Source organism: Rhizobium sp. SRDI969 (assembly GCF_025152725.1).
GTDB classification, from domain to species: Bacteria; Pseudomonadota; Alphaproteobacteria; order Rhizobiales; family Rhizobiaceae; genus Rhizobium; species Rhizobium leguminosarum_I.
Window position 1 is genome coordinate 1702412 of record NZ_CP104035.1, and the last position, 13415, is coordinate 1715826.

The following is a 13415-nucleotide window of genomic DNA, read 5'->3' on the forward strand; positions in this document are numbered from 1 at the left end:
GAGCGCCGTTGCCGCCTGCCTTGGATGAACGAAAGAAATCGGTTGAAATGGTGACGTCCGAGTTCAAACTGTTCAAATTCATGCTGGTGGGCATGTCGATAGCCATAGCGCTGTCCGGTCCGTGCCGCGCATTCGATATCAAAGGCGGCGTCAGTAAGGAATCCGGACCCTTCGATCTCTTCAAGTTCGGCTTCAAAGCCTATAAGAACGGCCAGAAGGAAGAGGCGGTCGAAGCTTATAAATACGCCGCCGAAAAGGGCCACACCGGCTCGCGCTGGGCGCTCGCCAACATGTATGCCGACGGCGACGGTGTCACGCAGGATGATTTTGAAGCCTTCAAGATCTATAGCGAGATCGCCCAGCAGGGCGTCGAGCCTGGTTCGGAAGATACGGGTTTCTTCGTCAACGCGCTGCTCTCGCTCGCCAGTTATTACAAGCATGGCATTGCCGGCAGCCCGGTCAGGATCGATCTCAGCCAGGCGCGCCAGCTTTATTTTCAGGTGGCCTCCACCTTTGGCGTGCCCGAGGCGCAGTTCCAGCTGGCGCAGATGATGCTGGCCGGCGAGGGCGGCAATGCCAGCCCGCAGCAAGCCAAGAAATGGCTAAACCAGGCCCGCAAGAGTGGCCATCCTGGCGCCATGGCAGTCTTCGGCAATATTCTGTTCGACGAAGGCCAGACGGCTCGCGGCCTGGCGCTGATGACGGCAGCACTCGACCGCTGCAAGCCGAAGGACTGCGGCTGGATGGAAGCGCTGCAGGAGCAGGCCTTCTCGGTTGCCAACGAATCCGACCGACGCACGGCGGTATCACTGTCGCACACCATCGCGAGCGGGACCGACGACTAGAACAATTCCAGGAAAAGTGCGAAGCGGTTTTCCGTCCGGAATTGCGTAAAGACAAAAGGCTAGAGCGGTCCTGCGCCCGTAAAAGCTGAACCGCTCTAAGCGCCGATCGGACGCTCAGCCCGCCAAATCGAAATAGGCGATGACAGGCACGTGGTCGGACGGCTTTTCCCAGGCCCGCACATGTTTTTCGATCGCAGCCGATGTCATTCGGTCGGCAGCTTCCGGCGATAGCAGCAGATGATCGATGCGGATGCCGTTGTTTTTCGGCCAGGCGCCGGCCTGATAATCCCAGAAGGAATAGAACTGCGTCGCATCCGTCGTCGCGCGCACCGCATCCGTCAGCCCGAGATTTTCGAGCCTGCGGAACGCCTCCCGGGTCTGTGGCAGAAACAGTGCGTCGTTTTCCCAGACCTTGGGATCGAAGCAGTCGTGCGGTTCCGGGATGACATTGTAATCGCCGGCAAGAACCAGCATCTCCTCATAGGCCAGCCGTTCAGCAGCGAACGTCCTTAGACGCTCCATCCAGGCGAGCTTGTAGGGATATTTCTCCGTTTCGACAGGATTGCCGTTTGGTAGGTAGATGCAGCAGACGCGCAGGATGCGGGTATCGGACAGCGTGAACGCCGCTTCGAGGAAACGCGCCTGTTCGTCCAGCGGATCGCCGGGCAGGCCGCGGTTCACTTCGAAAGGTGCACTCTTGGAGAGGATCGCCACGCCGTTGAAGCCTTTCTGGCCGTGCGTCTCGACATGATAGCCGAGCGCCTCGATCTCCAGTCGCGGGAAAGCTTCGTCGACCGTCTTGATCTCCTGCAGGCAGACGATATCCGGATCGGAATCTTTCAGCCATTGCGTGAGATTGTCGATGCGCGCCTTGACGCCGTTGATGTTCCAGGTCGCGATCTTCATGGCTCTGTCCCGTTCCGCATACTGCATGTCGCCCAGAAGTGTGCAGCGGTTCTGGGATAACGACAGGCATAAAAACAAAGGGCTAAAGCGCACCGCATGAAGCAGCGTCGATGCAGCGCACTTTAGTGCGCTTCTTTTATCGCGGTCTTTCACCGGCGGACAAGACGATAAACCGGCCGGAAGGAATTCTTCGGCCGGTTTGATGGGGAGTCCGTGCGTTTAGACGTTCAGATCGAGAAACTGGTGCCGCAGCCGCAGCTTGCCACTGCATTCGGGTTCTTGATCTGGAAGGATTGGCCAAGCAGATTGTCGACGAAGTCGATCTCTGAGCCCGCCATGTAGACGATCGACAGGCTGTCGATCAGCACCTTGGCATTGTTCTTCTCGACGATAATGTCGTCGTCCGCTGCGCTGTCGGCAAGATCGAACTTGTAGGAAAAGCCCGAACAGCCGCCGCCTTCTACGGAAACGCGCAAGGCGCTCTTGCCGGCTTCGGCGCCGACGATGGCTGCGATACGCTTTGCCGCGGCATCTGAAAGGGTTACACTTGTATCCGTCATATTTCCTCCTGCCGGGGTCAAGATCCGGAGAGAATGGGTTTGGGCACTTGAATGTTCAAATGCCTGATATCAAAGAAACTTACCATGATCTTCGCGAAAAGGCGATGATGCGCCGAAGCGATTAGGAAAGAGCCTCTTTGCCGTTTCATCGACCTATAGGTATGAAGAGCACAAAGCGGCGTCAATGGGCGGAAGCGGCAACATGCAGGATGACGGTGAAGAATGACGATCGATACGCGTGCTTTGGGTTTCGGCAGCAGTGAAAGGGCGGTTTATGCGGCCGACCCCTGGACGACGCGCGGACGGCTCTATCAGGAGGACGGAAGCCCGACGCGCTCCGATTTCCAGCGTGACCGCGACCGCATCGTCCACACCACCGCCTTCCGCCGGCTGAAGCACAAGACCCAGGTCTTCATCGCCCAGGACGGCGATCATTACCGCACCCGGCTGACGCATACGATCGAAGTGGCGCAGATCGCCCGCGCTCTTGCCCGCGCGCTGAAGCTCGACGAGGATCTGGCCGAAGGTGTGGCGCTCGTGCACGATTTCGGCCACACGCCGTTCGGCCATACCGGCGAGGATGCGCTGCACGAGGTGCTGCTGCCCTATGGCGGCTTCGACCATAATGCACAATCGCTACGCATCGTGACCAAGCTGGAGAGGCGTTATGCCGAATTTGACGGCATCAATCTGACATGGGAAAGCCTGGAAGGTCTCGTCAAGCACAATGGTCCGCTTCTGACGCCTGATGGAGTGGGTACGCACGGTCCCGTTCCGCAGCCGATCCTCGATTATTGCGAGCTGCACGATCTCGAGCTTGCAAGCTATGCCAGCCTCGAAGCCCAGGTCGCGGCGATCGCCGACGACATCGCCTATAATACCCATGATATCGACGATGGCCTGCGTTCCGGCTACCTGACTTTCGACATGCTGGAGGAAATCCCGTTTCTTGCTGGGCTAATGGCCGAGGTGAGGGAGCGATATCCGCACCTGGAGCCGAGCCGCTTCACCCATGAGATCATGCGCCGCCAGATCACCCGCATGGTCGAAGACGTGATCGGCGTCGCGCAGCAGCGCCTGTCCCTCTTGCGCCCTGAGAGTGCAGACGATATTCGCGGCGCCGGCCAGGTTATCGCCACCTTTTCCGAGGGGATGGCCGAGACCGACAGGCAGATCAAGGCGATGCTCTTCAAACGCATCTACCGCAATCCCGATATCATGCGCATCCGTGCCGGTGCTGCCCAGATCGTCACCGATCTCTTTGCCGCCTACATGGCCAATCCGAAAGAGATGCAAAGCCATTACTGGGTCGATCATATCGCCGGCCTATCCGATGCGCCGAAGGCCCGCCATGTCGGCGATTATCTCGCCGGCATGACCGACACCTATGCGATCAGCGCCCACAGGCGGTTGTTTGACCACACTCCTGATTTGCGATAGGCAGCGGTCGCCCACGCCGAGGGCCGATTTGAGCCTTTGGCACAGCCTATGCATGGAAGAGTGCGATGAACCTTTTTACCGACTTCGAAGCCAGGATCAAAACCGCCCTTGAACAGATCGATCAGGTCAGGGAAAAGCGATCCGAGCTCGATTTCGGCCGCATCACCGTCGAGCCGCCGCGTGACGCGAGCCATGGCGATGTCGCGACCAATGCCGCGATGGTGCTGGCAAAACCGCTCGGAACCAACCCGCGCGCGCTGGCCGATGTCATCATCGCCAAGCTGAAAGAGGATTCCGACGTCGCCGATGTCTCGGTCGCGGGTCCGGGCTTCATCAACATCCGTCTCGCCGTCGGCTACTGGCAGCGGCTGCTCGCCTCGATGATCGGTGCCGGTACCGATTACGGTCGCTCGACGCTTGGAAACGGCAGGAAGGTCAACGTCGAATATGTCTCGGCCAACCCGACCGGCCCGATGCATGTCGGCCATTGCAGGGGTGCCGTCGTCGGCGACGCGCTTGCCAACCTGCTCGCTTTTGCCGGTTACGGTGTCGAGAAGGAATATTACATCAACGACGCCGGCTCGCAGATCGATGTGCTCGCCCGCTCCGTCTTCCTGCGCTATCGCGAAGCGCTCGGCGAAAAGATCGGCGAAATCCCCTCGGGTCTCTATCCCGGCGACTATCTCGTGCCCGTCGGCCAGTCGCTTGCCGCCGATTACGGCGTGCGGCTGCACAACATGCCGGAAGAACAATGGATGCCGGTCGTCAAGGACCGCACGATCGATGCGATGATGGTGATGATCCGCGACGATCTGGCGGCGCTGAACGTCCATCACGACGTCTTCTTCTCCGAACGCACCCTGCATGCCAATGGCGCGGCCGCGATCCGCACCGCGATCAACGACCTGACCTTCAAGGGCTATGTCTACAAGGGCACGCTGCCACCGCCGAAGGGCCAGCTTCCCGAGGACTGGGAGGATCGCGAACAGACCCTGTTCCGTTCGACCGAGGTGGGCGACGATATCGACCGGCCGCTGATCAAGTCGGATGGCTCCTACACCTATTTCGCCGCCGACGTCGCCTACTTCAAGAACAAGTTCGACCGTGGTTTCGACGAGATGATCTATGTGCTTGGCGCTGACCATGGCGGTTACGTCAAACGCCTGGAAGCGGTTGCACGCGGCGTTTCGGACGGTAAGGCGAAGCTGACTGTGCTGCTCTGTCAGCTCGTCAAGCTCTATCGCAACGGCGAACCGGTGAAGATGTCGAAGCGCTCGGGCGATTTCGTCACGCTTCGGGACGTCGTCGAAGAAGTCGGCCGTGATTCGGTCCGGTTCATGATGCTTTACCGCAAGAATTCCGAACCGCTCGACTTCGATTTCGCCAAAGTGACGGAACAATCGAAAGATAATCCAGTCTTCTACGTGCAATATGCGCATGCTCGCTGCATGTCGGTCTTCCGGCAGGCGAGGGAGGCTTTTCCCGACCTCGATGTCTCGCCCGAGAAACTCGCGAAAACCGTTGCAGGCATTGGCGATCCGGCCGAATTGCAGCTCGTCGCCAAGCTTGCTGAATTCCCGCGTGTCGTCGAGGCAGCGGCCCAGTCGCAGGAGCCGCATCGCATCGCTTTTTACCTCTACGACGTCGCCAGTTCCTTCCACGCGCACTGGAACAAAGGTAAAGATCAGACGGAATTACGATTTGTTAATGATAAAAACCGAGAATCAAGTATTGCCAGACTTGGGCTGGTGTACGCCGTCGCGTCGGTTTTGAAGTCGGGACTCGCCATTACAGGCACTGCCGCACCGGACGAAATGCGATAACGTCACCATTTCCCCACAATGCGCTGGCATTTGAGCGTTGGCGTTTGCGAGTGGGATAGGCATGGCTGATAAACAACTTGCGTATGATACGCGCGGAAAAAACGATCTGTTTGACGACGATGATCCGTTGGCTGAACTTGCCCGTATCGTCGGCTTCGAGCCGCGTGTTGCAGCGAATACGGTGACCGAGGCCGAACGCCGCGAGCCCGCCCTTGATCTCGAGGACGAGTTGGGGCGTGAGTTCGACCGTTACGATTCGCCCCGTCCGCTCGCAGAGCTCGACCGGCCCGCCGAGCCGATCTCTGATGATATGCTTGAAGATTACGTCGAGCCGGTTCTCGATACTTCTCCGGCTGCCGAAAATGCGGAGGTTCCTGAGCCGGTTTCCGTCGCCGCGGTTGAGGCTGAAGAAGCAGCTGTGCCTGCGGCCGCCGACTGGGCGGAGCATCTTTCCCCCGAGCCCGAGGCATCGCTGCAATCAGCATTCGGCGGTGCACGCGATCTGATCGAGGAGCTTGAGCTGTCGATCGGCGCCGCACCCGTCTCTTCGCTGGCGCAGCCCGCCAAGGCGCCGCAATGGTCGGCTGCCAGCATCCGGCTACCGCTTGCCAATTTCCATGCTCCGAAACGCGAAGAAGCGGTTGTTTTGCCGGAGGCTGTGGCCGAAATGGTCGTGGCACCGGCAGCTGAAGTGCCGTCTGTCGATCTTCCTGTCCTGGAGCCTGAACCTGTCATCGAACCGCCGGCGCCTGTCGCCGCTATAGAGCCTTCCGAGGAATTCGAATCCGCTTCACCGTCGCTTGGCTTCCCCGCTGAACTCGACCGCCATGATGAGGTGATCGCGCCGGAAGAGACTGCGGAGGCCGAAGAATTCATCGAAGTCGAGGAGGAGGAACCGGAGGATTTCGGGTCCGATGCCGGTTTCGATCTGATCGCCGCCGCCGTCGAGGGCGAGATCCAGGCCGATGCCGCGCTGACCGAGGTCGTGCCTGATGTTCCGCACACCGCCGGCACTTTCGATCTTGACGATCTGCTTGCCGACGTCTCGCGTTATCCGGTGCCGCAACGTGCCAATCCGGCGCCCGTCACGCCGCCGCCCGCATCGATCGAGGCCGCGCCCATTCCTGCCGCCCCCGTGGCAGACGCACCTGTCCAGACCGAGGTGATCGCCCCCCCACCAGTCGCCGCAGTGTCCGTCCGGCCTGCTCCGGTCTATGCAGCCGAAGCCGCACGGCCAGTCGCGCCGCAGCTTGCAGAGGTCGTTGCGCCAGAGCCTGCTGCAACGGCATATTCGCGGGCGCCGCAGCCGATACCGGAAGCCGAAGACCCCTTCGCCGGCCATGATTTCGAGTTGGATCTTGCCGGCATCGAGCTGGAGCTCGCCGATCTCGATTTCTCCGAGCCGTCCGAGCCCGCGCCGCAGCCTGAGGTGCCGGCGCCTGCTCCCCAGCAGGCCGCGGCCGTCCCGCCTCGGTCCGCCCCCGTTTTTGCTCCTGAGCCGCAAACTCCGGCTTACCAGCAGGATGCTGCCCCCTCACGGCCGGCTCCGGCCTACGTTCCCGAGCCGCAGGCTCCAGCACCGGCTCCGTCTTTCAACTGGGCGTCAGCCGGCGACTCAACCGAAGACCTGCCATTCGATCCGGCGATGATCTCTGACCCGGAGGATCGTCCCGAGACCGTCGACGACATGCACGTGCCGGCGCTGCCGCCAGTGGAGCAGCCCGCCCCGATCGCGAAAACCGCAGATTACGAGTTCGATCTCGACGCAGAGATCGCCAGCTTCTTTGAACCGGCCAAGCCGCGGGAAACACCGGCGCCTGCCCGGGATACGGCTGCCGCCGCGGCAAAGCCTGTCAAGCCTACCATCGCCGATGGCCTCGATGATTTCGAACGGGCGCTGGAGGAGGATTTCCGCCGCAGCGTGCGTGAACCGGTCGAGCGCCGTGAGACCTCCGAAGTTCGGATCGAATCGGCAAGCCAGGCCGCTGATTTCAGCCGCGCCCGGTCGATGCGTCGGCTGCTCGCCGGGGCCGTCGTGCTCGTGGTCTTTGGCGGCGTCGGTTATGGCGTCTATTCCTCCGTCTGGAACGGCGAGGGGCTCGGCATTGTCGCGTCCGGTGAGCCGCGTGTGATCACCGCCGACAAGGAGCCGGTCAAGGTCGTTCCGGAAAATCCTGGCGGCAAGACCGTGCCGAACCAGGATAAGGCCGTTTACGACCGCGTTGCGGGTTCTGCCGAAGAGCCGAAGCAGAAGGCGCTCGTTTCTTCCGACGAGGCGCCCGTCGATGTCGTCCAGCGCACGCTGACACCGGAAGCGCTGCCTGAGGACGACGAGAACGCCAACGCCGACGATCAGGTCACGCCGACTGCGGTCGGTGAGACGGAGGATCCGCGTCTGCTGCCGGACCAGGACAACACCGACAAGGCTCTCGCAAGCGACGCCGACAAGACGCCGTCGGTTTCGCCGCGCAAGGTCCGCACGATGATCGTCAAGCCTGACGGTACGTTGGTCGCCCGCGAGGAGCCTGCGCCCGTCGATCAGCCTGCGGCGTCTGCCCCGGCGACGCAATCTGCCCGGGTGACACAGTCTGCCCAGGCGACACAGTCTGCCCAGCCGACGCCGCCGGCTCAGCCACCGTTGACGGCTCAGTCGACCCCGCCCGTGCCGCCAGTCGGTGGAACGGCTGCGAGCTTCCCGGCAAGCGCCGAGATCGCTTCTGCCGATGCTCGTTCTGCAGCCCCGGTCGAAACCGCGCCGGTACAGCCGTCGCTCGCCGGCAGTGCGGATGCGCAGGCCGCAAACCCGGCCCCGGTCGCTCCACCGGTGCGCCCGGTCAAGAGCTCGGCGATCACCGATACCGCTCCGATCCCCACCGCCCGTCCGGCCGATCAGCCCGTCACCGTCGTCGGCACCGTGACCGAGAAGGGCAATGTCCGCCCGCCCGCGCAGCAGCCGAAGACGACTGAGGTCGCGGCCGCAGCGCCAGTCGCCGCAAAGCCACAGCAGGCTGCATCCGCCGGCGGCTACGGCATCCAGATCGCCTCGCTGCCTTCGGAAGACGAGGCGACCAAATCCTATGCCAACCTGTCGAAGAAATTCGCCAGCGTGCTTAGTGGCCGCAATCATGAGATCCGCAGGGCCGATATCGCCGGCAAGGGCACTTTCTATCGTGTCCGCATTCCGGCCGGTTCCAAGGACGAGGCCGCAGCACTCTGCGAACAGTATCGCGCAGCGGGCGGAAGCTGCCTGATCTCCAAGTAGATCGGTTTTTTTGGATAGAATATAAGGGCGGCGGGCCGGATCGGTCCGCGGCTCTTTTCTGTGCATCGCGCCCGACCTTGCTCGCATTTGGCCGGGCGCCGTCTATGATTCCGATATGACCGAATCAAAAGCGATGATCCTTGGCTGTAGCGGCCTTGCCCTCACATCCGAAGAGAAGGCCTTTTACCGGGGCGAACGACCCTGGGGCTTCATCCTCTTCGGGCGCAACATCTCCGAAGCGCCGCAGATCGCCGATCTCGTCGCCGAATTGCGCGACAGCGTCGGCTGGCATGCGCCGGTGCTGATCGACCAGGAGGGCGGCCGCGTCCAGCGCATCCGTCCGCCCGTTCTGGCGCGTTATCCTTCCGGCCAGGCGCTCGGCGATCTCTATCGCCGCGATCGCGCGCTCGGCCTGCGCGCCGCCTGGCTGATGTCGCGGCTGCACGCCTTCGACCTTTCGAGCCTCGGCATCGATGTCGATTGCCTGCCGGTGCTCGATGTGCCGGTCGAGGGCAGCAGCAACGTCATCGGCGACCGCGCCTATGGCGGCGATCCCGAAACCGTCATCGCGATGGGAAAAGCGGCTGCCGCAGGGCTGAAGGCCGGCGGCCTGTTGCCTGTAATGAAGCATATGCCCGGCCACGGTCGCGGCTTTGCGGATTCACATCTGGAGCTGCCTGTCGTCACTGTCTCGCGCCATGAGCTGGAACTCCATGATTTTCCACCCTTTGTCGCGATGAAGGACGAGTTGATGGCGATGACCTGTCACGTCGTTTTCGCCGCCATCGATCCGGACAATCCAGCGACGACCTCGCGCAAGGTGATCGATGGCATCATCCGCGAACACATCGGCTTTAATGGTCTGCTGCTCTCCGACGACAGCTCGATGAACGCTCTTTCCGGTGCGATCGGTGAACGTGCGGCGAATATCATTGCAGGTGGATGCGATATCGTGCTGCATTGCAACGGCAATATGGACGAGATGCTCGATGTCGTGGCAAATGTTCCGCCGCTCGCAGGCATATCGCTTGCCCGCGCAAAAGCGGTGGAAGCGGGCTTCGGGGCGCCGGATACTTCAGATGAAGCGGAATTGAGGATGGAATTCGAGGCGATGTTTGCGACGGTATGATCGTAAGGGAACAGCTAGGTGAACACGGTCAAGGGCACGGAACGTCCGCAGGCGGCAACGCCAATGGACAAGCTGTGGCAGGATAACGGTGCCGAGCGCGCCAGCCACGAGCCGGCGCTGGTGATCGACGTTGCCGGCTTCGAAGGCCCGCTCGACCTGTTGCTCTATCTCGCCCGCAACCAGAAGGTCGACCTCTCGCGCATTTCGGTGCTGGCGCTCGCCGAGCAATATCTGCTGTTTATCGAAAGTGCCCGGCGTATTCGCATTGAGCTTGCCGCCGATTACCTCGTCATGGCAGCCTGGCTTGCCTATCTCAAGTCGAAGCTGCTCATTCCCCAGCAAGCCAAGGATGACGGCCCTTCCGGCGAGGAGCTGGCGGCAACACTCGCCTTCCGCCTGAAACGTCTCGAAGCCATGCGACAGGCGGCGGACGGCCTCGTCAACCGCAACCGCCTCGGCCGCGATATCTTCGTGCGCGGCGCGCCCGAGCATATTCCCGACCGACAGCAATCCGCTTATGCGGCAAGCCTCTACGATCTCCTGACCGCCTATGCGGCGCTGCGCCAGCGCCATGCCGTCACCCAGGTGACGATCGAGCGGCGTACCGTCTGGTCGCTGACCGACGCCCGCGAGCTGCTGACCCAGATGATCGGCGAGATCGGCGACTGGACAGCGATGGAGCATTATCTGCTGCGTTATCTCGCCGCGCCCGAGGAGCGCGTCACCGCAATCGCCAGCGCCTTTGCCGCCTCGCTGGAGCTGGTGCGCGAGGGCAAGCTCGAAATCCGCCAGGACGGCGCCTTTCAGCCGATATACATGCGCCGCGGTCCGAAACATGCCACACTGCAGGTGGTCGAACAGGAGCAGCCGGCTTGATCGATCCGAGGAGCGAAGAGGAATTCGACGGCAATTTCGAAGACCAGGGCCGCGACCTGCAGGCCGAGATCGAGGCCGAGCGCATCGCCGAGGCGCTGGTTTTCGCCTCCTCGCAGCCGGTCTCCGAAGGCTTCCTCGCCGAGCGCCTGCCTGAGAAGACCGACGTGCAGGCGATCATGCTGCGGCTGAAGGAGCAATATGCGCCGCGCGGCGTCAATCTCGTGCAGGTCGAAGGCGCCTGGGCCTTCCGCACCGCCGCCGACCTGTCCTTTGTCATCCGGCGTGATGACAATGAGGTGAAGAAGCTTTCGCGCGCCGCGCTGGAAGTGCTGGCGATCATCGCCTATCACCAGCCGGTGACGCGTGCCGAAATCGAGGATATCCGCGGCGTTCAGACCTCGCGCGGCACGCTCGACGTGCTGATGGAAGCCGGCTGGGTACGGTTTCGCGGCCGCCGGCGCACGCCGGGCCGGCCGGTGACATTGGGCACGACGCGCGATTTTCTCGACCATTTCGGCCTGGAAGAGTTGCGCGATCTGCCTGGCCTCGAAGAATTGAAGGGGGCGGGCCTGCTGTCGGGCCGCATCCCGGCGAACTTCAATATTCCCTCGCCGTTGATGAACGACGAATTGACCGAGGACGAAGATCCGATCACCCAGATGGATCTCGAAGAACTGGGGTTGCTGGCCCCGCGTTCTACCTCCGAAGATTGAAGGACTTCGTCTTGCTTTTGCCACGCATGACGAAAACATTAGTGCTCACCATTTTTCGACGGATCTGTGGCTTGTCACAAAGGGCGATACCGTGACATTAAGCACAGTTCAAAGGGCTTGATGTTGGAAACGGTGTGGGAAATTCTTACATTAGGGAACATCACAACAGGGAGTAAGCGTAATGGGTTCTTTTGGCATCTACCACTGGCTGATCGTTCTGGCGGTCGTGCTGTTGTTGTTCGGTCGCGGCAAGATTCCGGAACTGATGGGCGATGTCGCCAAGGGCATCAAAAGCTTCAAGAAGGGCATGACGGACGAGGACGCGCCGGACACGGCAAAGACCGTCGATCACAAGGCCGACGAAACGAAGTAACCAAGTCCGGGAAAAAGCGCAGCCCCCGCGCTTCCCGTCCAGGAGCCTTGCATGTTCGATATTGGCTGGACCGAGCTTTTGGTCATCGCGGTTGTACTGATCGTGGTGGTCGGTCCCAAGGATTTGCCGCCGATGCTGCGCGCTTTCGGCAAGATGACGCAGCGCGCCCGCAAGGTGGCGGGTGAATTTCGTGCGCAGTTCGACGAAGCGTTGCGCGAAGCCGAGCTTGACGACGTCCGGCAGACGATCAGCGACGCCCAGAAACTGAACCCGGTCAACAGCCTGCGCGAGGCGATGAACCCGCTTCGCCAGATGGGCAACGAGATCAAGGCCGACCTGCAGAAGTCGTCCACGATCACGGAAAACAAGACCGAGGTGCCGCCAAGTGCTGTCGCAGCCCCGACGCCGTCGATGAGCCTGCCGGAAACGCCGCCATTGGTAGCGACGCCTGCGCCGTCGGAACCCGTCGCAGCAGCGATTGTTCAGGCCGATACAGTTGCCGCCAAGCCGAAACCCGTGCGCAAGCCGCGCGTGAAGGCTGCTGACAGGGTCGATGCTGCGGCCGCTATCGCCGTGCCTGTGGAAAAACCCAAACGCACGACGGCAGCCAGGAAGCCTGCAACGCCGAAGAAGCCGGCGCAGACGAAGAAGGACGAGGCATGAGCGGTGATATCGAAGACAAGCCGCAGCCGTTGATCGAGCACTTGATGGAGCTGCGCAAGCGGCTGATATGGTCGATCGGCGCGTTTTTCGTCGCCTTCATCGCATGCTTCTTTTTTGCCAAGCATCTCTTCAACTATCTGGTCATTCCCTACAAGACAGCCGTCGTGTGGGCGCATCTCGACGTCGAGAAGGCCCAGCTCATCTACACCGCGCCGCAGGAATTCTTCTTCACGCAGGTCAAGGTGGCGATGTTCGGCGGCCTTGTGGTCGCGTTCCCGATCATTGCCGCCCAGGTCTACAAGTTCGTGGCGCCCGGTCTCTACAAGAACGAGCGCCAGGCTTTCTTGCCGTTCCTGATCGCCTCACCGGTCCTGTTCCTGATGGGCGGCGCGCTCGTCTATTTCTTCTTCACGCCGATGGTCATGTGGTTCTTCCTGTCGATGCAGCAGGCGCCGGGTCATGACGAGATAGCGATCTCGCTGATGCCGAAGGTCTCGGAATATCTGAGCCTGATCATGACGCTGGTCTTCTCCTTCGGTCTGGTCTTCCAGCTTCCCGTCGTCACCACGCTGCTCGCCCGTGTCGGTCTTCTGACGTCGCAATGGCTCGCCGAAAAGCGCAAGTTTGCCATCGTCCTCGCCTTTGTCGTCGCTGCCGTGCTGACGCCGCCGGACCCGATGTCCCAGATCGGCCTTGCGATCCCGACGATCCTTCTCTACGAGATTTCCATCTATGCGGCGCGACTCGTGGAGCGCCAGCGTGCCCGGCAGGCGGTCGAAGAGGACACCGGATCCGCGGACGTTGCCAAGACGGACAGCGTCTGAG

At 61.5% G+C, this 13415-nt stretch carries 12 protein-coding genes; 10 read left to right on the plus strand and 2 right to left on the minus strand.

The features are described 5' to 3' along the window. Nucleotides 1-47 precede the first annotated feature (47 nt). A complete protein-coding gene (gene exoR / locus N2A41_RS08590; RefSeq protein ID WP_170261372.1) occupies nt 48-845 on the plus strand; it encodes an exopolysaccharide production regulator ExoR in 798 nt (265 codons plus the stop codon). Between the two features lie 114 nt (nt 846-959). On the opposite strand, the gene xth is transcribed toward exoR, so the two are convergent. Both xth and erpA read right to left on the minus strand, forming a co-directional pair. Further along, nucleotides 960-1751: an exodeoxyribonuclease III gene (gene xth, locus N2A41_RS08595; protein ID WP_260110728.1), complete on the minus strand. Its 792-nt coding sequence runs from the start codon at nt 1749-1751 to the stop codon at nt 960-962. A 227-nt stretch (nt 1752-1978) separates the two neighbouring features. Next, nucleotides 1979-2311, minus strand: a complete 333-nt coding sequence (gene erpA, locus N2A41_RS08600) for an iron-sulfur cluster insertion protein ErpA (RefSeq protein ID WP_017964047.1) — start codon at nt 2309-2311, stop codon at nt 1979-1981. A 222-nt stretch (nt 2312-2533) separates the two neighbouring features. Here erpA and N2A41_RS08605 point away from each other — a divergent pair, with 222 nt between their 5' ends. From N2A41_RS08605 to tatC, 9 genes are all read left to right on the plus strand, one after another. Beyond that, complete coding sequence (locus tag N2A41_RS08605) at nt 2534-3751, plus strand: deoxyguanosinetriphosphate triphosphohydrolase (RefSeq protein WP_017964048.1); 1218 nt, start codon at nt 2534-2536, stop codon at nt 3749-3751. A gap of 65 nt (nt 3752-3816) precedes the next feature. Next, on the plus strand, nt 3817-5574 hold the full coding sequence (gene argS / locus N2A41_RS08610) for an arginine--tRNA ligase (RefSeq protein ID WP_170258536.1): 1758 nt from the start codon (nt 3817-3819) through the stop codon (nt 5572-5574). A gap of 61 nt (nt 5575-5635) precedes the next feature. Further along, on the plus strand, nt 5636-8836 hold the full coding sequence (locus N2A41_RS08615) for an SPOR domain-containing protein (RefSeq protein ID WP_260110729.1): 3201 nt from the start codon (nt 5636-5638) through the stop codon (nt 8834-8836). Between the two features lie 115 nt (nt 8837-8951). Next, nucleotides 8952-9965 carry a beta-N-acetylhexosaminidase gene (gene nagZ, locus N2A41_RS08620; RefSeq protein ID WP_260110731.1) on the plus strand — a complete coding sequence of 338 codons (1014 nt, stop codon included), beginning with the start codon at nt 8952-8954 and terminating at the stop codon, nt 9963-9965. A gap of 18 nt (nt 9966-9983) precedes the next feature. Then, a complete protein-coding gene (locus N2A41_RS08625; RefSeq protein ID WP_170258533.1) occupies nt 9984-10841 on the plus strand; it encodes a segregation and condensation protein A in 858 nt (285 codons plus the stop codon). Beyond that, a complete protein-coding gene (gene scpB, locus N2A41_RS08630) occupies nt 10838-11554 on the plus strand; it encodes an SMC-Scp complex subunit ScpB (protein WP_260110732.1) in 717 nt (238 codons plus the stop codon). The genes N2A41_RS08625 and scpB overlap by 4 nt, the downstream gene beginning before the upstream one ends. 181 nt (nt 11555-11735) lie before the next feature. Continuing rightward, a complete protein-coding gene (locus N2A41_RS08635; RefSeq protein WP_018073376.1) occupies nt 11736-11927 on the plus strand; it encodes a twin-arginine translocase TatA/TatE family subunit in 192 nt (63 codons plus the stop codon). Nucleotides 11928-11978: 51 nt separating this feature from the next. Beyond that, nucleotides 11979-12590 carry a Sec-independent protein translocase protein TatB gene (gene tatB / locus N2A41_RS08640; RefSeq protein WP_017964055.1) on the plus strand — a complete coding sequence of 204 codons (612 nt, stop codon included), beginning with the start codon at nt 11979-11981 and terminating at the stop codon, nt 12588-12590. Continuing rightward, nucleotides 12587-13414, plus strand: coding sequence for a twin-arginine translocase subunit TatC (gene tatC / locus N2A41_RS08645; RefSeq protein ID WP_260110733.1), 828 nt, complete (start codon nt 12587-12589; stop codon nt 13412-13414). Before tatB ends, tatC begins: the two co-directional genes overlap by 4 nt. Nucleotide 13415: the final 1 nt, after the last annotated feature.